We start from the raw sequence: 18,267 nt of genomic DNA, 5'->3' as shown, positions 1-18,267 counted from the left end.
GGTCAGAACCCGAAGATTTCCTTGCCCAGCGCGAACACAGGCACGGCGGCGAGAACACCGTCGACACGGTCGAGCACGCCACCATGGCCCGGGATCAGGTGTCCCGAGTCCTTGGCACCGGCGTGGCGCTTGATCAGGCTCTCGAACAGATCGCCCAGCACCGAGGCGAACACGGCCACCACCGAGGTGATCAGCAGGCCCGGCAGGTGTGCGATGTCGATGCCGGCCAGCCAGCCCAGGCCGACGGCCACGGCGACACCGGCCAGCAGGCCACCGAACAGGCCTTCCCAGGTCTTGTTCGGGCTGATGCGCGGGGCCAGCTTGTGCTTGCCGAAGTGACGACCCGCGAAATAGGCGCCCGAATCGGCGGCCCAGACCAGCGCCAGCGCGGCCAGCAGCCACAGGTGGCCCTGCTTGCCAGGCGGATCGCCACCAGCGTGGATCAGTACCAGCGCGGCCCAGGCCGGGACGATGGCCAGGGTGCCGGCCAGCATCTTCACGATCCGCGAGGGCGCCGAAGGCTGTGCGCCGAAGTTGAAGAAGCGCAGCCAGACCAGCGCTGCCAGCCACCAGGCAACGCCGGCCAGGGTGGTGATCTGGAACAGCACCAGCGTGCTGCCATCGGCCCAGACAAGCAGCACCATCAGCAGCAGGTTCAGCACCAGCAGCACGGTACGCGCCAGGGTGTCTTCGATCCCGGCCAGTTTCAGCCACTCCCACAGGCCGATCAGCAGCACGGCAGCGGCGGCGGCGGCCAGCCATTGCGTCGGCAGCAGCAGGATCGCGGCAATGGCGACCGGCGCCATGATCAGCGCGGCGAGGACTCGGGTCTTGGTCATGGGCTGGTGGTCTCGGTGGCCAGTGCGGCGATCTGGGCGCTGGTCAGGCCGAAGCGGCGCTCGCGGCTGCCATAGGCGTCCAGCGCCTGTTGCAGCAGGGCGGCGTCGAAGTCCGGCCACAGTGCCTCGGTGAACCACAGCTCGGTATATGCCAGCTGCCACAGCAGGAAGTTGCTGATGCGGGTGTCGCCACCGGTGCGGATGAACAGGTCCGGCGGTGGCAGATCGGCCAGCGCGACCTGGCGGCCCAGCAGCGATTCGTCGATCTGTTCGGGCAGCAGGCGGCCTGCCGCGACTTCGGCGGCCAGTTCGCGCGCGGCACGCGCGATGTCCTGGCGGCCACCGTAACTTGCGGCGATCGACAGGGTCAGGGTGGTGTTGTCGGCGGTGCGCTGCTCGGCCAGCTGCATGCGGCTGACCAGCCCGGCGCCGAAGCGTTCGCGCTCGCCGATGAAGCGCACGCGCACGCCACGCCGATGCAGCTCGTCCACTTCGCGATCGAGCGCGCCGAGGAACAGCTTCATCAACGCATCGACTTCTTCCTGCGGCCGGCCCCAGTTCTCGCTGGAAAAGGCGAACAGGGTCAGCGCCGGGATGCCCAGTTCAAGGCAGCGCTCGATGGTGCGGTTGACCGCGCGCGCGCCGGCACGGTGGCCGATCACGCGCGGACGACGGCGCTGCTGTGCCCAACGTCCATTGCCATCCATGATGATGGCGATGTGGCGGGGCAGGGCAGCCGGCAGCGGAGGCGGGACTGAAGGCATCGACTTCAGACCGACAGCAGTTCTTTTTCCTTGTCGGCGACGACCTTGTCGACGTCCTTGATATTGGCGTCGGTCAGCTTCTGGATGTCGTCTTCGCCGCGCTTCTTCTCGTCTTCGCTGATCGCCTTGTCCTTGTCCAGCTTGGCGATTTCCTTGTTCGCGTCCTGGCGGATGTTGCGGATCGCGATCTTGGCGCCTTCACCTTCCTTCTGCACCTGCTTGGCCAGCTCCTTGCGGCGCTCTTCGGTCGGCGGCGGCATGTTGATGCGGATCGCGGTGCCCAAGGTGTTCGGGGTGAACTCGGCGTTGTAGAGACCCTTCTCGATCTCCTTGATCATGCTCTTGTCGAACGGCGTGACCAGCAGCGAGTGGGCGTCGGCGTTGGAGATCGACGCAACCTGGTTCAGCGGGGTGCTGGCATTGCCGTAGGCATTGACCGTGACGCGGTCCAGCAGGGCCGGCGTGGCGCGGCCAGTGCGGATCGAGGTGAGGGTGTGCTTCAGAGCGTCGATGCTCTTGGCCATGCGCGTCTGCGCGTTGTTCTTGATGTCGTTGAGCATCGCCCGGTCCTGGGTGTAACTGGAATCGGGCGATTATAGGCGAATACGGGACGCTGCCGGGCCTGAATCGGCCCGCAGCTCGCCTGGCGCTCAGGCTCAGGCCGGATCGCGGCCCTGGACCAGGGTGCCGATGTTCTCGCCGTTGAGGATCTTCAGCAGCTCACCGGGCTGGCCCATGTCGAATACGCGCATCGGCAGGTCGCTGTCGCGGGCCAGCGCGAAGGCGGCGGTATCCATCACTTCCAGGCCGCGGCGGATCACTTCGTCGTAGCTCAGGCTGTCGAAGCGGACCGCGTCGCTGTACTTGTTCGGGTCCTTGTCGTAGACGCCATCGACCTTGGTCGCCTTCAGCAGCAGGTCGGCGCCGATTTCAATGGCGCGCAGGGCGGCGCCCGAATCGGTGGTGAAGAACGGGCTGCCGACGCCGGCGGCGAAGATCACCAGGCGGCCCTTTTCCAGGTGGCGGATGGCGCGGCGGCGGATGTAGTCCTCGCACACGTCGTTGATCTTGATCGCGCTCATCACGCGGGCCTTGGCGCCCAGCTTTTCAAGGGCATCCTGCATGGCCAGCGCATTGATGACCGTGGCCAGCATGCCCATCTGGTCGCCGGTGACCCGGTCCATGCCGCCGGCGGCCAGGCCGGCGCCGCGGAAGATGTTGCCGCCACCGATCACCAGTGCCACTTCCGCACCGGCCTGCTGGGCTTCGATGACTTCGCGGGCCAGGCGGTTGATGATCTTCGGGTCGATGCCGTAGTCCTCATCTCCCATCAGCGCCTCCCCGGACAGTTTCAGAAGGATGCGGCGATAGGCGAGCTTGGACATAGGGACCTCGGGTGCGTGGAAATCGCGGGCGATTCTACGCGCATGCAGCGTTGCGCCAAAGTGTTTTGTGCACTGCGGCGTAAAATACCGGCGTTCGCCCCGGTCATCCGGGGCGTTCGTTCAGCCCAGTTCGGCGCCGGCAGTGGCTGACAGCTCGTCGTGGCCGAGGGCGCCGGGCGAGCGGGCGATCACCCGGTTGCGGCCCAGGTTCTTCGAGCGGTACAGCACGTCGTCTGCGGCGCGCAGCAGGTCCTGCACGTCAGCGAAGCGCTCGTAGCCGCCCTGGGTGGCCACGCCGGCGGAGAAGGTGACGAACAGCGGCCCGCTCTCGATCTCGGCCATCGGCGTGGCAACGATGTTGGCCAATACCCGGCGGATTACGTCCAGTGCCACCGATTCGCTGGTGTTGGGCAGCAGCGCAACGAACTCCTCGCCGCCGAAGCGGGCTACGGTGTCGCTGTTGCGCAGCTGGCCCTGCAGCTTGCCGGCGAAGGCCCGCAGCACTTCGTCGCCGGTCAGGTGGCCGTGCGCGTCGTTGATCTTCTTGAAGTCGTCGAGGTCGATGAAGGCCACCGACAGTGGCCAGCCCTGGCGGCCGGCGCGCAGGAATTCCTGTTCCAGCACCGCCTCCAACTGGCGGCGGTTGAGCACGCCGGTCAGTGCGTCGCGGTGCGCCTGGTCGGCCAGGCGCTTGGCCCGGGCCTCGAATTCGTCGGCGCGACGACGTGCCTGGTCGGCATCCTGCAGTTCGCGCAGGTTGCGCAGGGTCGCCAGTTCCTGGGCGTGGTCGATCAGTTCGCGCACCCGCGACGGCGAGTTCAGTCCGGCCTCGAACAGGCTGGCGATGTCCGGCAGGGCGGCACTGATGCGGGCCAGCACCTGGTCGAAGCGGGCGCTGTCCAGCTCCAGGCGGTCGTGAACCTGCTGCAGGGCGCGTTCGCGGGCAGCGTCGGCATCGCTATCCAGCCAGATGTCGGCCACCGCGCCGGACAGCTGCACGCACGCCTGGAACGGCGATTCGGCAGCGCCTTCGTCCTCGCTGTGGCTGATGCTTTCCACCAGGTAGCGCGGCAGGCCCCATTGTTCGGCCACCCAGGCGCCGACATCGGCGTGGCTGCAGCCCAGTTCGCTGCGCTCGCGCGCCACCAGGTCGGTGTTGTCGCCGGCCTCGCGCAGCAGCGGCAGGTAGCGTTCCGACTCGGCCTGGGCCAGGCACAGCACGCCGAGGTCCTGCAGCAGGCCGGCCAGCATCAGCTCCTCCAGCCGGCGCAGGCCGCGGGCCTGGCCCAGCTGGCTGGCGGCCAGTGCGCTGAGGATGCTGCGCTTCCAGGCGCGCTGGCGCAGGTCGTGGTCGGCACCGGCACCGCCGGTCAGGCCCTGGGTGACGGTGAAGCCCAGAGCGAGGCTGATCGTGGCGTTCAGGCCGAGCATGGTCAGTGCCTGGCCGAGGTTCTCGATCCGGCGGCGGCTGGCATACAGCGGCGAATTGGCGATGCGCAGCATGCGAGCGCTCAGCGCCATGTCGATGGCGATGATGTCGGCGGCGGTGGCGATGTCCGCTTCCGGGTCCTGGGCCAGTTCGATGATGCGCAGGGCAATACCGGGTGGCGAAGGCAGGTTGCGGCAGAGCGCCAGGGCAGCTGTCAGCTCAGGAGGCATGTCGGGTCGTTCAATTCCATTAGGACAAGAATACCTAGGATTGCATCACAGTCCGCGACTTTCGTTCCTGCTATGTGACTGTGGATTCCCTGCGCCGAGTATCGGCCTGATTCGCGCGCAACGCAAAGGTGTCGGTGTGCGCACCAGCGGTGCGCATCCACCGGCGGGGCATGGGTTCACCCCTTGGCCCGTACATAAAAAAAGAGCCGCGGTTTCCCGCGGCTCCTTCTGGTCGCATCACAGCCGGGAGGCTGGAATCAGACCTGCATCGCCTTGGCAACTTCGGCGGCGTAGTCTTCCACCACCTTCTCGATGCCTTCGCCGACGACCAGCAGCTTGAAGCCTGCCACGTCGGCGCCAGCGGCCTTGACCACCTGCTCGACGGTGGTGTCGCCCAGCACGTAGGTCTGGCCGTACAGGGTCACGTCGCTGACGATCTTGTTGATCTTGCCGCTGATGATCTTTTCCAGGATGTCGGCCGGCTTGGCCTTGTCCTTTTCGGACATCTTGGCCAGCTCGATTTCCTTTTCCTTCTCGACGAACTCGGCCGGGACGTCCGCAGCCTTGTTGTGCGGCGGCTTCAGGGCAGCCACGTGCATGGCCAGGCCACGGGCCAGCTCGACGTCGCCGCCGACCAGGTCGACCAGCACGCCAACCTTGCCGTTGGTGTGGACGTAGGCGCCGATGGTGTTGTTGCCATCAACCTTCACCATGCGACGGATCTGGATGTTCTCACCCAGGGTCTGCACGGCGGTGGCGCGGGCTTCTTCAACGGTGCGGCCGTCGGCCAGCTTGGCAGCCTTCACAGCTTCGACGTCGTTGGCGCCCGATGCCAGGGCGGCAGCGGCGACGGAATCGACGAAATTCTTGAAGTTGACGTCGTTGGCGACGAAGTCGGTTTCCGAGTTGACTTCGACCAGCACGGCCTTGCCGCCATCCTGGGCCAGGCCCAGACGGCCTTCGGCGGCCACGCGGTCAGCCTTCTTGTCGGCCTTGGCAGCGCCGGACTTGCGCATGGCTTCAGCAGCGGCGTCGATGTCGCCGTTGGCTTCGGTGAGAGCCTTCTTGCATTCCATCATGCCGGCGCCGGTGCGCTCGCGCAGTTCCTTGACCAGGGAAGCAGTGATTTCCACGGGATTACCTCACGAAAGAAAGGGGTTGGGCCGGCATGGTGGCCGGCCCGTGTGACAGTGTCCTGTCGTCGCGCCATCGGCAGCGGACAGGACTGGTGGGCGCGTGGCGCCCATCGGGGCCTGGATCAGGCCTGGGCTTCGCCCTTGTCGGCAGCAGCCTTCTTGGCCGGAGCGCGGCGGGCCGGCTTGGCGTCTTCGGCCGGAGCGTCGGCGAACTCTTCTTCACGGACGGTAGCAGCGTGCGGAGCAGCAGCCTTGCCTTCCAGCACGGCGTCGGCAGCGGCGCGCGAGTACAGCTGCACGGCACGGATGGCGTCGTCGTTGCCCGGGATCGCGTAATCCACCAGCTCCGGGTTGTAGTTGGTATCAACCACGGCGATGACCGGGATGCCCAGCTTCTTGGCTTCCTTGATGGCGATGTCTTCGTGGCCGATATCGATCACGAAGATGGCGTCCGGCAGGCGGTTCATGTCCTTGATGCCGCCCAGCGAGGCTTCCAGCTTGTCGCGCTCGCGACGCAGGCCCAGCACTTCGTGCTTGACCAGCTTTTCGAAGGTGCCGTCGGTTTCACCGGCTTCCAGTTCCTTCAGGCGGGCAACCGACTGCTTGACGGTACGGAAGTTGGTCAGGGTGCCGCCCAGCCAACGCTGGTTCATGAACGGCATGCCGCAACGCTCGGCTTCTTCCTTGATGGTTTCGCGGGCGCTGCGCTTGGTGCCCAGGAACAGGACGGTGCCGCGCTTCTGGGCAACCGACGAGATGAAGTTCATCGCATCGTTGAACAGCGGGACGGTCTTTTCCAGGTTGATGATGTGGATCTTGCCGCGGGCGCCGAAGATGTACGGAGCCATCTTCGGGTTCCAGTAGCGGGTCTGGTGGCCGAAGTGGACGCCGGCTTCCAGCATCTGACGCATGGTGACCTGGGGCATTGCAATACTCCTGATATGGAACCGGCGATTCCGCCCGCGGGGATAGGTATGCGGGACGCGTGGAAGCGCGGATGGTTCCGGGGTTGGGCTTCCCTGTTGCCTCCGTGGCCGAACTCCTTGCGGAGCACCCCGGCACGGATGGGGGCAGCAGGTGTGGATTCACCGGTGACGTCCGGTGTGGACGGTGTCCCGCGCACAAGGCGGCAGGTCATCCCGGCGATTATAGCCCGGCGGCGGCAGCTGCCGCAAATGACGGGGGAGCGGCGTCCAGCGCGGCCTCGCCGGCATGGTTCAGGCGGGCCCTGAACCCCCCGCCCGCGTAGGCATCGGCTCGCCATGGAAGCGCCCACAGGCGGGCGCGCCCCGGCAGCACGTAGCCGACCAGCCCGTCGATCAGGTGCTGGCGGTGGCCGCGGGAATCAACAAACACCAGGTCCACCAGCTGGGCACGGCCGGAGCCGCCATTATGCAGCCACAGCTGCGGGGGCAGGCCGGGAGGGGAGCGCACCTGCACCTGCAGGGCTGCTGTCACCGGGGTGGGTGGGTCCAGGAACACCGGCAATGAGTAGCGGATGGCCAGCGCAGATGGCAGGTCTGGCGCCGGGCTTATCACCAGCCGGTAGGCCCGCTGCACGCCGGCCGGGGGCGGGGCCAGGCTGACCAGGCGGAGCCTCTGCCGCTGGCCTGCAGCGATCTCCAGTCGGGCCGGGCTCACGGCCACGTCGTCGGCGGGCAACAGCACTTCGCTCTGCTCCTGTTGCTCCCAGCGGTACAGTCGGGCCTGGCCGCTCCAGCCGGTGGCGTCGGTGTTGCGCAACCACAGTTCACCGTCGGCGCGTGCAGCCGACAACCGCACTTCGGTGCTGGACAGCTCCAGGCCGTAGCTGAGGCGCGGTACAGCTGACAGCGCCAGACACAGCAACAGGCGCAGCATCAATAGGTCACCGTCACCAGGGTAGCCGCCGCCTCCGCGGGTGGTGCGGGCGTCAGCGCCTGCACTTGTGGTGGCACCGGTGTGGGGGCGTCGCTGCGTTGCAGGGGCTGCGCGCGTGCATCGGTGATCCGCAGGGTGATGGTCAGGCTGTCCTGTGCCGGCAGGGCGGCAGGTTGTGCGGACCCTACGCAGGGTGCCGTGCCGACGAAGGCGAGGGCGAGAAGGAAACGCAGGTGCATCGCATGGAAGGGCGGAAGGGACGCAGCCGGTATCGGCGCATGCGCGGCGATCTGTAATCGGCGGCGGCAGGCAGTGAGTCGTCAGTAGGTAATGGTAACCGTGACCGTATCGGTATAGACGCCCGGCGGTGTGGAGGTCGCAGGCGTTGGCGCGACCCGGCCGTAGATGGTGAGGTTCTGGGCGGACCCATTGCCTGTCCCGGCCACCGTGCTGGTGTTGAGCACGTTGCCCCAGCGCAGTGTGCGGGCCGCGTTCTGGTACAGCTCATAGGGCACGGTCGCGCCGGTAGTGCCCACGCGCATGCGCCGGTTGCCGCTGCCATCGGCATTGCTGCCATTGTCCAGGCCGATCTGGAACGGGCTGCGGTTGACGCAGGTCAGGCTGAACACCGCCGTGCGGTCGATGTTTGCCAGGACCGTGCCGGTGCTGCTGCCAAAATCCATCGGTGCGGTTACATAGGTGCCGCAGGCTGGATTGACCGTGGCGTTGGCGATCACCGACATCGTCGCGGTGATCAGGCCCGAGTTGCCGGTGACGGTGGGGGCAGCCACGGTGCAGTTGGCCGGGTAGGGCGGCGTACCCAGCAGGGGTTCGTTGTAGGCGTACTGGAATGTCGCCGCCAGGGTGCTGGTGAATGTGCCGGCCGACAGCACCTGGCTGGCGGGATAGCGGCCATAGAGGATGACCGTGCCCGACCCCGATCCACCCAGCGCCGGCACCGGGTACTGCATCTGGTACATGGCCCAGGCCGGACTGCTGGCAACGCTGCTGCCGATCACGGTGGTGCGGTTGGCGTCGCTGTAGATCTGGTAGTTGAGGCGGTCGCCGAAGCTGTTGGCGAACGTGCGCGATGGCGTGATGGTGGTGCCGCCCGTTCCCGCCGGCAGGCCCACGCAGAAGGTGACGCGTACATTGGCCAGCAGGGCGACGGCTCCGGTGGTGCAGGTGATGGTGAAGGAGGTGGTGGTATCGACCAGGCCGTTGGAAACCGTGCCGAAGGCCAGGGTGGGGCTGCTCAGCGAACAGCTGGTCGCGGCCTGCGCGGGCAGGGCCTGCATGCCCAGCCACAGCGCCAGCAGCGCACCCAGTAGACGGATCATGGCCGTGGCTCGGCGATACAGCGCACCGCCGGCAACCGGCGCGTGCCCGCTGCCGGCCGCTGCACCTGCGCACGGCAGCGGCCGAGCTCACTGTCGATCAGCAGAGTCGCCGCCTCGGCGCTGAACTCCAGCCAGGCCTGGCCGTCGTGCCCGATAACGGTCGGTGCGATGCCCTGACCCTGCACCCGTGCACCCAGCGGCAGTGGTTTGCCATCGGCGTCTGTCAGCGTCAGCAATGCACCATGCGATTGCCGCAGCGGGAACTCCACCCGCATGCCGGCGCTCTGGCGTGGGGTAGCAAGTGTCTCCACCTGTTCGGCGCGCAGATCGGCGGGCAGGCCAAGGGTGTCGATGGTCAAGCGGTTGCGCTGCCACGACAGAAGGGGGGTGACCAGCAGCAGGCCCTTGTCATCGGTGACGCCGACCGGGCGGTTCTCCAGCAGCACCGGAACGCCGGGGCGGCCGGTGGACACCACCGCGAAGGCATCGGGTACCTCGCGCGCGGCGAACACGCTGCCGGCCATCCATACCAGGCTGCCGCTGGCATTGCCGTAAGCGAAGGTCTGGCCGCTGTTGCGGGAAATGCCGGCCGAATAGCGGCCATGAGCGCCCAGTGCGCCAATCTCGGCCAGGCCGCCGCCATCATCGCGTGCCTGCAGGCGCCAGCCGGGGCCGCCGCGGCTGCCATCGCCGGGCACCGGGCGCATGATCTCGGCACTGGCGTAGTGGCGCTCGCCATTGCGCTGGGCCGACAGGCTGGCCTGGCGATCCTCGCCAAGCCGGGTGCCCAGCGATAGATAGACGCTGCGGTTGCGCCGCTGGTCGATGTCCTGGGTGGCTGACAGATAGGCATTCCAGCGGCCGAACGCGCGCGACCAGAACAGGCTCAGGTAGCGGCTGCGGCTGAAGGGCAGCGCCTGCGGCGGCGCCGGCTGCGGTGCGTCCAGCAATGGTTGCGGCTGGTCCAGGCGCAGATAGCTGATGCTGAACGAGCCCAGATGCTCCAGGTCAACGCCGAAGGAGGCCTGCTCGCTCACCCGGGGCGGTACGTTGTCCTGCAGGCTGCCCAGATCGCGGTAGTCGCCGCTGGTACGGCGGCTGGCCAGATTGACGTTGAAGCGGCGGTTGTTCCAGTTGTAGCCCATGCCGTACTGGCGGCCATTGCGCTGGCCGTCGCGGCTTTCGCTCCAGTTGGCGCTGAGCACACCGGCCCGCCCCAGCAGCCAGGCGCCGCCAAGCCCTGCGTTGACGATGCCGCCTCCGCCTTCGGCATGGGCCTCTGCAGTGAAGCGGTTGTTGACGCCCCGTCGCAGGGTGGCGCTGGCAACCGTGTCGGCGTCGTAGCGGAAGGAGTGGATGCCATAGTCGCGCCGCAGCCGGCCGATGCCCGCCGACCAGTCGGACAGGCCGGCGGCCAGCAGCTGCTGGGTGCCGTAGAAGGAAAAATCCAGCGTCTGCATGCGGCCGAACGCATCGGTGACCACCACCTGCGCCGTGCCCGTGCCGTTGATGCCTGGCTGCGCCGCCAGCTGGAACGGGCCGACCGGCACCTGCCCGCTGTATTGGCGCAGGCCGTCGATGTACAGCTCGACACTGGAGGGGACCACCGCCTCGCCGAGGAAGGCCGGCGTCGGGGTCAGGACACGGTACGGCTGCAGCCCGTAGTTTCGACCGATCTGGATGCCGGCCATGCGCGCCGGCCGTGACCATTCCAGAAAGCCGCTGTAGAAATCGCCTACGGTCAGGGTCAGTGCCTGCTCTGGCAGGTCCAGGCGCCAGCTGGTATCCAGCCGAACCGATTCCTGCTGCCAGCCTTCGCCGGGCAACTGGTAGCTGCGCATCAGTGTGGTGTTGCGCAGGGTGCCGTTGCCGAACCCGAACAGACGCAGGTCGCTGTTGAGGCTGACGTTGCCCAGCCCGTCGCTGTGGCTTGCATAGACGTCGTAATTGAGAGCCATGCCCGGCGATACCTGCGCCTCCGGAGCGGTCTCGCTGCCCCTGCCCAGCTGTGCCACCGGCAGCTGCAGCTGCTGCAGCGGCACCTGCAGGTCGAGAACCTGAAGGCTGGCGTCGTAATGCACCACCAGCTGCGTGATCTGATCCAGATAAACCGGTGCATCGCCCTGCACCGGAAAGCCGAGCTGGCGCAGCGTGGCAGCGGGCGCCTGCAGTCGCCCGGCCTGCTCGTGGAACAGCAGCAGCCCGCGCGGGGCGTGGTTGAGGCTGGTGTCCAGATACAGCGCCTGCGGCGCGGTCAATGGCGTGGGGGCCGGCAGAGAGACTTCAGCGGAGATGTCGGCGCCAGCCGGCAGTCCGCGGCCGGCGCCATGCACGGAAACCGATGCCAGTCCGGTGCAGCAGGCCAGCACGCAGGCCTCAGCGAGCCGGCGGCGTCGTGGGCAGGGGCGTAAGCTGCGACCCACCATTGATCCTCGCACTGAAGATGCCGCCTGCCAGTTGTGCAGGGGCCTGCTGCAGCGCCCAGCGCATGGTCTGCCCGGGCAGCACATAGCCGACCAGGCCAGGCAGCAACGGCGTGCTGCGTTGGCCCAGCAGGACGGCCAGGTCGGCGACCTGCGCCTGTCCATCGCCGCTGTTGTGCACTTCCAGCATTGCCGGGCCGGCACCGTCCTGGATCAGCCGCGCCTGCAGCCGGGGTGCGGGTGGCTTGCCCTCGGGTTGCACGAACACGGGAATGGAATAGCGCAATACGAACTGCATCCCCTGGCGGGTGGGGTCATAGGCAGGGATCTCATCGACGATGACCCGGAATGCCTGCTGGACGGCGGGGGCGCTGGCATCGACGCGGACCAGGCGGACCAGCTGCCGCTGGCCGGCCGCCAGTGACTGCATGGGCGGGCTGGGCAGCAGGGCGTCACTGGCTTCCAGCTGGTCACGCCCGTCGGCCTGCTGCCATCGGTAGATACGCACCTGCACCTGCACCGGCTCGGTGCCGCTGTTGCTGATCCACAGCGCCTCGGCGTTCTGGTTGGCGCGCAGTTCGAACTGGGTGGGGGATACCTGCAGGCTGGCCGCCATGCAGAAGGCAGGCGGCAACGCGAGCACCATCAACGCCAGCTGTTGCAAGCGGCGTCCGCGGGGCATTGGCATCAGCACGCCCTCAATAGGTGATGGTGGCGGTGATGGTGTCCTGGTAGGAACCTGGGGCAGCGTTGTTGACGCTGGGGTTGGCCACCTGGCCATACACCTGGTAGACCTGGTTGGCGCCGGTGCCGGTGCCGGCCACGGTGTTGGTGCCGGTGCTGGCCCCCCATACCGTGTTGTGGCCCGAATCCTGGTAGAGCTGGTAGCCGACGAAGTTGTTGGCGGTCACCCCGGAGTCGGTGTTGCGCATGCGGCGGGTGGTCACATCGCCGGCGGTGCCTGGGTTGAGGCCGGCATTGAGCGCGATCGTGTAGGGGGTGGTCACGCTGCACTGGGCAGTTACCGTGCCTTGCGCATTCAGCGGGGTGACGGAGCTTGAATCAGCATTGCCGAAGTTGACGTTGGTCGCCGCAGCCGCGGTGATGGTGCAGGCCTTGTTGATGGTCAGCAGCACGTTGAAAGTGACGGTGTCGGCAGCGGCGACGGGGCCGGCAACCAGCAGGGCCAGGACCAGGGCCAAGGGGAGACGAACTGTGGATCGCATGGACAACCTCCCTGACCCGAAGGTCTGTTGAACAGAGCGAAGACGGCACGTTCGGCGCCGCTTTGACGACAGTGGCCCCAGCTTAGGCATCGCAAGTGTCTGTATTCCGTGAGAATCGGGGAATCGAAAGGGTGTTGACCATCACGCTTTCACATTCCTTGCCGGAACCGTGCATGGCCCGGATCGCCAGTTGGGTGGCGTTCGTTCGGATTGCGGCCGGATCGGCGATAATGGGCGCCATGAGCGTGAATCTGAAAACCCCGCAGGAAATCGAGATGATGCGAGTCGCCGGCCGCCTGGCCAGCGAAGTGCTCGACATCGTCACCCCCCACGTCAAGCCCGGTGTCACCACCGAGGAACTGGACCGCATCTGCCACGACCACATCGTGAACGTGCAGGGCACCATTCCGGCCAACGTCGGCTACCGCGGCTTCCCGAAGACCGTGTGCACCTCGGTCAACAACGTCATCTGCCACGGCATTCCCAGCGAAGGGAAGGTCCTGAAGGATGGCGACATCATCAATATCGACGTCACCGTCATCAAGGATGGCTGGCACGGCGACACCAGCCGCATGTTCTTCGTCGGCACCCCCTCGGTGATGGCGCGGCGGCTGGTGGAAGCCACCTACGAAGCCATGTGGCGCGGCATCCGCGCGGTGCGTCCGGGCGCGACGCTGGGCGACATTGGCCATGCCATCCAGAGCTATGCCGAAGGTGAGCGTTTCAGCGTGGTGCGCGAGTACTGCGGCCACGGCATCGGCAAGGTCTACCACGACGAACCGCAGGTGGTGCACTACGGCCGTCCCGGCCAGGGCCTGGTACTGCAGCCGGGCATGACTTTCACCATCGAGCCGATGATCAATGAGGGCACCCGCTACAACAAGGTGCTGCCGGATGGCTGGACCGTGGTGACCAAGGACCGCAAGCTGTCGGCGCAGTGGGAGCACATGATCGCGGTCACCGAGACCGGCGTCGACGTGCTGACCCTGTCGCCGGGCGAGTCGCAGGTCTCCTGAGGATGCTGCCGGCGAGTTCGCTGCTGGACACGCCGGCCGCGTCGCTCAATGACACGGACTGGGCTGCTGCCGCGCGCCAGGCGCTGCAGCAGGCCGACGCGCGCCTCTACCGCCGCTTCGACCAGGGCGACAACATCGAGCGCCTGCTGGCGCTGCGAGCGCGCGCTGCCGACCACCTGATCCGCCTTGCCTGGCAGCGATGCCTGCCCACCGACAGCGGCCTGTCGCTGTTCGCGGTGGGCGGCTACGGGCGTGGGGAACTGTTCCCGTGTTCGGACATCGACCTGCTGGTATTCGGAGAGCCGGCGGCGCAGCTGGCCCACGAGGCCGCGCTGGCGCGCCTGTTCGCGCTGTTGTGGGATTGCGGGCTGGCGGTCAGCCACGCCGTGCGCTCGGCCGCGCAGTGCCGTGAGGCTGCTGCCGACCAGACGGTGATGACCGCACTGATCGAGGCGCGCCCGATACTTGCCGAAGATGCGATCCGGCGCGCGCTGCGCGAAGCCATCGATGACCGTGAGCTGTGGCCGGCGCGTGCGTTCTTCCTGGCCAAGCTGGAAGAACTGCGCAACCGTCACCAGCGTTTCGGCGACACCGCCGACAACCTGGAGCCCGACCTGAAAGATGGTCCCGGCGGCCTGCGTGACCTCAATACGCTGGGATGGATGGCGCTGCGCGCGTTCGGTGTGCGCGATCTGGAAGCGCTGGTCGGGTTGGGCCACCTGGGGGCCGACGAAGCGGCTGCACTGAAGCGCGAGCGCGCGGTGCTGGCACGCCTGCGCTTTGGCCTGCACCTGGTGGCACGTCGCCCGGAAGAGCGCCTGCGCTTCGATTACCAGAAGACCCTGGCCGCGCGCCTGGGCTTCGAAGACGACGCCGAGAACCTCGGTGTCGAGAAAATGATGCAGGGGTTCTACCGCGCCGCACTGGTGGTGCGCCGGATCAGCGACCGCCTGCTGCAGCGCTTCGAGGAGCAGTTCGATGGCGAGGCGCAGCCGGAACCGCTGACCGTTGGTTTCTCCCTGCGTCGTGGCTATCTGGCCGCCAACGAGGCCGAATGGCCGCGTGGCGACATCGGCCAGGTATTCGCGCTGTTCGCCGGTTGGGCCAACAACCCGCAGGTACGCGGCCTGCATTCGTTGACCGCGCGCGCGTTGGCCGAATCGTTGCCACTGCTGCCGGCCTACGACCAGGCCGATTCCGATGCACGCGAGCATTTCCTGGCGCTGCTGCGCGGTCAGCGCCCGGTCGATACGCTCTCGCGCATGGCGCGGCTGGGCGTGCTCGGGCAGTGGATTCCCGCCTTCGCCCAGGTCAGCGGGCGCATGCAGTTCGATCTGTTTCATGTCTATACCGTCGACCAGCACACGCTGATGGTCCTGCGTAACATCGGCCTGTTCGCCAGCAGCCGTGCCGACGAGCGCTTCTCGATCGCGCACGAGGTGTGGCCACGCCTGCGCAAACCGGAACTGTTGTTGCTGGCCGGCCTGTTCCATGACATCGCCAAGGGCCGTGGCGGTGATCACTCGGAACTGGGGGCGGTCGATGCGCGTGCGTTCTGCCAGGCGCACGGACTGAGTGCCTCCGATACCGAGCTGGTCGCGTGGCTGGTCGAGCAGCACCTGCGCATGTCCATGACCGCGCAGAAGCAGGACATCGCCGATCCGGTGGTGATCCATCGCTTCGCCACCCTGATCGGCAGCCGTGATCGTCTGGACTACCTGTACCTGCTGACCTGCGCCGACATCGCCGGCACCAGCCCGAAGCTGTGGAACGCATGGAAGGACCGGCTGCTGGCCGACCTGTACTTCGCCACGCGGCGTGCGCTGCGCGAGGGCCTGGAGCATCCGGTACCGGCCGCCGAGCGCGTGGCCGAAGCACGTGACAGCGTGCGCGCACTGGTGCGCGAGCAGGGTTACGACGACGCCACCATCGATCGCCAGTTCGCGGTGATGCCCGACGAAGGCTTCATCCGCCTGCGCCCGGAGCAGCTGGCCTGGCAGGCCGCTGCCCTGGTGCCGGTGAAGCAGGGGCAGGCGCTGGTGAAGGTGCGCCGGATCAGCGTCGACGATCCCGCGCTGGAAGTGTTCGTGCACTCGCCTGACCGCGACGGCCTGTTCGCAGCGATCGTGATGACGCTGGACCGCAAGGGCTACGGCATCCATCGTGCGCGCGTGCTGGATGGCCCGGCCGATACCATTTTCGATACGTTTGAAGTGAGCCCGGCCGATACCTTCGCCGATGGCAGCAGTGCCAACCTGGAAGCCGCCCTGCGTGAAGCGCTCAGCGGTGACCTGACCCGCCTGCGGCCGTCACGCCGTGTGGTGCCCCGGCAGCTGCGCCACTTCCGTTTTGCGCCGCGCATCGAGTTCCGCGATGAACCCGGCGCGACCCGTTTTGCCCTGGTCGCCCCCGACCGTCCCGGCCTGCTGGCCGATGTGGCGTTCGTGCTGCGCAACCAGGGCCTGCGCGTGCAGGACGCGCGCATTGCCACCTTTGGCGAACGCGCCGAAGATACCTTCGTGATCAGTGACGAACACGACCTCCCCCTGACTGAACCCGCCCGGCAGCAGCTGCATGACGCAATGCTGGCCTGCCTGGACCCTGATCGAAACGCCGGAGACCCCGCCTGATGGCCACCAAGCCCGCCAAGAAAGTTCCACAACAGCCGAAGGCTGGTCAGACTGCCGCGACCACCAAGAGCGCAGCGGCCCGGAAAACTGCTGCCGTCACGCCGGCCGCGAAGAAGGCCGCTGCGCCGAAGAAGGCCGCTGCAGTGAAGGCCCCGGTGAAAAAAGCCGCAGCAGCGAAGAAGGCTCCGGCCAAGAGCGCTGAAACCACGCGCGCCGAGACCATCGCCCGCAAGTCGCTGCGCAAGCCGGCGTCGCCGGGCGTGGAAGAACTTAAGTTCGGCATCGAGAGCGCCTTCGAGCGCCGCGCCACGCTGACCCTGCACGAGCTGGAAGGCTCGACCAAGCCGCTGGTCAACCGCGTGATCGATGGCCTGGAGAGCGGCGAATTCCGCGTTGCCGAGCCGGACGGCCACGGCGGCTGGAAGGTCAACGAGTGGTTGAAGAAGGCGGTGCTGCTGTATTTCCGCGTCAATGACATGGCCGTGGTCGACGCAAAGCCGGCGCCGTTCTGGGACAAGGTCGAATCGCGCTTTGCCGGCTATGACGAGGCGAAGTTCCGCCGTGGCGGCGTGCGCGTGGTGCCGGGGGCAATCGCCCGCCGCGGCACCTACTTCGGCAAGGACGTGGTGCTGATGCCGAGCTTCACCAACATCGGCGCCTACGTCGGCGAAGGCACCATGGTCGATACCTGGGCCACCGTGGGTTCGTGCGCGCAGATCGGCCAGCATTGCCACCTGTCCGGCGGCGCTGGCATCGGCGGTGTGCTGGAACCGCTGCAGGCCAGCCCGACCATCATCGAGGACCACTGCTTCATCGGTGCGCGTTCGGAAGTGGTGGAAGGCGTGGTGGTCGGCCACCACAGCGTGATCGGCATGGGCGTGTTCCTCAGCCAGAGCACCCGCATCTACAACCGTGCCACCGGCGAGATCAGCTACGGCTACATCCCCCCGTACAGCGTGGTGGTGTCCGGCTCGTTGCCGAGCAAGGACGGTACCCACTCGCTGTACTGCGCGGTGATCGTCAAGCAGGTTGATGCCAAGACCCGCAGCAAGACCAGCGTCAACGACCTGCTGCGCGGCCTGGCCGACTGAAGGTGATTGCGCCGGAGGATCTGGCGCAGTCCGCGATCTACCGGCATCCGTCCGACACCCTGGTCGGGCGGATGCTGCCGCGCCTGCTGCACGCTCCGCGCTGGACCCGGCTGCGCCGCGCACTGTCGCGGCGCTGGCCGATGCTGGCGCTGGTCAGTGACGTGCGCGATGTGGTCTACGTGAGCTGGTGGGTCGACGTGCGCCACGCACCAACGCCGCCACCGGGCCATCATTACGTGGTCCATGCCGGACGTACGCCTTACACCATCCTCAGCTACCGTCACGGCCACTTCGGGCCGGCGTTGGCCGGGCCGCTGCGTTTCCTGATGCCGTCGCCAAGGCAGAGCAACTGGCGCTGGTACCTGCGCCGCGACGACGATCCGGACGGAACGCCGGTGGTGCTGTTCGATCGCAATGTGATGGACCAGCTGCCCTTCGTGGCTGGCGCGCGTGCGTTCAGCGATGCCATGCAGCCGCATCTGCCCACACGCTTCGAGCATGTGGTGCGCACCGATGGCGATGGGTACACCCTGATCGAAGGCGGGCAGGGCAGTGCGCCGAGGTTGCACCTGCAGTGGCAGGCCGCTGCAGGCCGGGAGGATGCGGCGGCGTGGTCGGCGGCCTTCGGCGGGCACCAGGCCGTGCTGCGTTTCGTCACCTGCCAGGACGAGGCCATCGCCCGTACCTGCGACGCCCGCTGGGCCAGCACCCGCATCGCGCTGCCGGTGGAGATCGCACAGCTGCAACCGCTGCAGCTGGAAGGCGAACCGCAGTGCCCGCGCCTGCAGGCAATGGGCGTGGCGCTGCACGAGGGGCTGGCCTTCCGGCTGCCAAGGGTGCCGTTCCGGGTCGTGTCCGAGCGCCTGTTGTGAGATTCTGGCCCTCTGTTTTCCAGCAT

General features: G+C 67.3%; 17 protein-coding genes. 4 read left to right on the top strand and 13 right to left on the bottom strand.

The features are described 5' to 3' along the window. Positions 1–2: 2 nt before the first annotated feature. From AC0Z6F_RS06680 to AC0Z6F_RS06620, 13 genes are all read right to left on the bottom strand, one after another. Entirely contained in the window at positions 3–839 is an 837-nt protein-coding gene (locus AC0Z6F_RS06680; RefSeq protein ID WP_012510511.1) for a phosphatidate cytidylyltransferase, read from the bottom strand. Then, the gene (gene uppS / locus AC0Z6F_RS06675) at positions 836–1,603 is read right to left on the bottom strand and encodes a polyprenyl diphosphate synthase (protein ID WP_012510512.1); all 768 of its coding nucleotides are present in this window, start codon (positions 1,601–1,603) and stop codon (positions 836–838) included. The genes AC0Z6F_RS06680 and uppS overlap by 4 nt, the downstream gene beginning before the upstream one ends. A gap of 5 nt (positions 1,604–1,608) precedes the next feature. Next, positions 1,609–2,163, bottom strand: coding sequence for a ribosome recycling factor (gene frr, locus AC0Z6F_RS06670; protein WP_004151064.1), 555 nt, complete (start codon positions 2,161–2,163; stop codon positions 1,609–1,611). Positions 2,164–2,259: 96 nt separating this feature from the next. Next, on the bottom strand, positions 2,260–2,988 hold the full coding sequence (gene pyrH, locus AC0Z6F_RS06665; RefSeq protein WP_012510513.1) for a UMP kinase: 729 nt from the start codon (positions 2,986–2,988) through the stop codon (positions 2,260–2,262). 120 nt (positions 2,989–3,108) lie between these two features. Further along, entirely contained in the window at positions 3,109–4,647 is a 1,539-nt protein-coding gene (locus tag AC0Z6F_RS06660; RefSeq protein WP_004151067.1) for a GGDEF domain-containing protein, read from the bottom strand. A gap of 257 nt (positions 4,648–4,904) precedes the next feature. Continuing rightward, positions 4,905–5,780, bottom strand: coding sequence for a translation elongation factor Ts (tsf, locus tag AC0Z6F_RS06655; protein ID WP_004151069.1), 876 nt, complete (start codon positions 5,778–5,780; stop codon positions 4,905–4,907). 125 nt (positions 5,781–5,905) lie between these two features. Beyond that, entirely contained in the window at positions 5,906–6,709 is an 804-nt protein-coding gene (gene rpsB / locus AC0Z6F_RS06650; RefSeq protein WP_012510514.1) for a 30S ribosomal protein S2, read from the bottom strand. A 220-nt stretch (positions 6,710–6,929) separates the two neighbouring features. After that, complete coding sequence (locus tag AC0Z6F_RS06645) at positions 6,930–7,643, bottom strand: fimbrial biogenesis chaperone (protein ID WP_012510515.1); 714 nt, start codon at positions 7,641–7,643, stop codon at positions 6,930–6,932. Beyond that, positions 7,643–7,882, bottom strand: coding sequence for a hypothetical protein (locus tag AC0Z6F_RS06640; protein ID WP_012510516.1), 240 nt, complete (start codon positions 7,880–7,882; stop codon positions 7,643–7,645). The genes AC0Z6F_RS06645 and AC0Z6F_RS06640 overlap by 1 nt, the downstream gene beginning before the upstream one ends. Before the next feature lie 81 nt (positions 7,883–7,963). Further along, complete coding sequence (locus tag AC0Z6F_RS06635; RefSeq protein WP_012510517.1) at positions 7,964–8,983, bottom strand: Csu type fimbrial protein; 1,020 nt, start codon at positions 8,981–8,983, stop codon at positions 7,964–7,966. Further along, positions 8,980–11,409 carry a fimbria/pilus outer membrane usher protein gene (locus AC0Z6F_RS06630; RefSeq protein ID WP_079993539.1) on the bottom strand — a complete coding sequence of 810 codons (2,430 nt, stop codon included), beginning with the start codon at positions 11,407–11,409 and terminating at the stop codon, positions 8,980–8,982. The genes AC0Z6F_RS06635 and AC0Z6F_RS06630 overlap by 4 nt, the downstream gene beginning before the upstream one ends. Then, a complete protein-coding gene (locus AC0Z6F_RS06625; protein WP_004151081.1) occupies positions 11,360–12,094 on the bottom strand; it encodes a fimbrial biogenesis chaperone in 735 nt (244 codons plus the stop codon). The genes AC0Z6F_RS06630 and AC0Z6F_RS06625 overlap by 50 nt, the downstream gene beginning before the upstream one ends. A 10-nt stretch (positions 12,095–12,104) precedes the next feature. Continuing rightward, complete coding sequence (locus AC0Z6F_RS06620) at positions 12,105–12,632, bottom strand: Csu type fimbrial protein (protein WP_004151083.1); 528 nt, start codon at positions 12,630–12,632, stop codon at positions 12,105–12,107. A gap of 173 nt (positions 12,633–12,805) precedes the next feature. Between AC0Z6F_RS06620 and map the strand changes: the two genes are divergently transcribed. Genes map through AC0Z6F_RS06600 form a run of 4 tightly spaced genes read left to right on the top strand, consistent with a single transcriptional unit; the run spans position 12,806 to position 18,241 of the window. Then, positions 12,806–13,648 (top strand): type I methionyl aminopeptidase, encoded by an 843-nt coding sequence (gene map, locus AC0Z6F_RS06615; protein ID WP_079993540.1) that lies wholly within the window; start codon positions 12,806–12,808, stop codon positions 13,646–13,648. A gap of 20 nt (positions 13,649–13,668) precedes the next feature. Then, positions 13,669–16,278 (top strand): [protein-PII] uridylyltransferase, encoded by a 2,610-nt coding sequence (locus AC0Z6F_RS06610; RefSeq protein ID WP_485616898.1) that lies wholly within the window; start codon positions 13,669–13,671, stop codon positions 16,276–16,278. Beyond that, positions 16,278–17,369 carry a 2,3,4,5-tetrahydropyridine-2,6-dicarboxylate N-succinyltransferase gene (gene dapD / locus AC0Z6F_RS06605; RefSeq protein WP_012510520.1) on the top strand — a complete coding sequence of 364 codons (1,092 nt, stop codon included), beginning with the start codon at positions 16,278–16,280 and terminating at the stop codon, positions 17,367–17,369. Before AC0Z6F_RS06610 ends, dapD begins: the two co-directional genes overlap by 1 nt. 2 nt (positions 17,370–17,371) lie before the next feature. Then, entirely contained in the window at positions 17,372–18,241 is an 870-nt protein-coding gene (locus AC0Z6F_RS06600; protein ID WP_012510521.1) for a hypothetical protein, read from the top strand. Positions 18,242–18,267 lie beyond the last annotated feature (26 nt).

Source organism: Stenotrophomonas sp. 1L-E-5-B-C3, assembly GCF_057292075.1.
This window is presented reverse-complemented; position numbering and strand designations above follow the sequence as displayed.

What these genes read in the sequence shown, in the direction of transcription:
- AC0Z6F_RS06680 (WP_012510511.1), bottom strand. Translation starts at nt 839, where the DNA reads ATGACCAAGACCCGAGTCCTCGCCGCGCTGATCATGGCGCCGGTCGCC.
- uppS (WP_012510512.1), bottom strand. Translation starts at nt 1,603, where the DNA reads ATGCCTTCAGTCCCGCCTCCGCTGCCGGCTGCCCTGCCCCGCCACATC.
- frr (WP_004151064.1), bottom strand. Translation starts at nt 2,163, where the DNA reads ATGCTCAACGACATCAAGAACAACGCGCAGACGCGCATGGCCAAGAGC.
- pyrH (WP_012510513.1), bottom strand. Translation starts at nt 2,988, where the DNA reads ATGTCCAAGCTCGCCTATCGCCGCATCCTTCTGAAACTGTCCGGGGAG.
- AC0Z6F_RS06660 (WP_004151067.1), bottom strand. Translation starts at nt 4,647, where the DNA reads ATGCCTCCTGAGCTGACAGCTGCCCTGGCGCTCTGCCGCAACCTGCCT.
- rpsB (WP_012510514.1), bottom strand. Translation starts at nt 6,709, where the DNA reads ATGCCCCAGGTCACCATGCGTCAGATGCTGGAAGCCGGCGTCCACTTC.
- AC0Z6F_RS06645 (WP_012510515.1), bottom strand. Translation starts at nt 7,643, where the DNA reads ATGCTGCGCCTGTTGCTGTGTCTGGCGCTGTCAGCTGTACCGCGCCTC.
- AC0Z6F_RS06640 (WP_012510516.1), bottom strand. Translation starts at nt 7,882, where the DNA reads ATGCACCTGCGTTTCCTTCTCGCCCTCGCCTTCGTCGGCACGGCACCC.
- AC0Z6F_RS06635 (WP_012510517.1), bottom strand. Translation starts at nt 8,983, where the DNA reads ATGATCCGTCTACTGGGTGCGCTGCTGGCGCTGTGGCTGGGCATGCAG.
- AC0Z6F_RS06630 (WP_079993539.1), bottom strand. Translation starts at nt 11,409, where the DNA reads ATGGTGGGTCGCAGCTTACGCCCCTGCCCACGACGCCGCCGGCTCGCT.
- AC0Z6F_RS06625 (WP_004151081.1), bottom strand. Translation starts at nt 12,094, where the DNA reads ATGCCAATGCCCCGCGGACGCCGCTTGCAACAGCTGGCGTTGATGGTG.
- AC0Z6F_RS06620 (WP_004151083.1), bottom strand. Translation starts at nt 12,632, where the DNA reads ATGCGATCCACAGTTCGTCTCCCCTTGGCCCTGGTCCTGGCCCTGCTG.
- map (WP_079993540.1), top strand. Translation starts at nt 12,806, where the DNA reads ATGGCCCGGATCGCCAGTTGGGTGGCGTTCGTTCGGATTGCGGCCGGA.
- dapD (WP_012510520.1), top strand. Translation starts at nt 16,278, where the DNA reads ATGGCCACCAAGCCCGCCAAGAAAGTTCCACAACAGCCGAAGGCTGGT.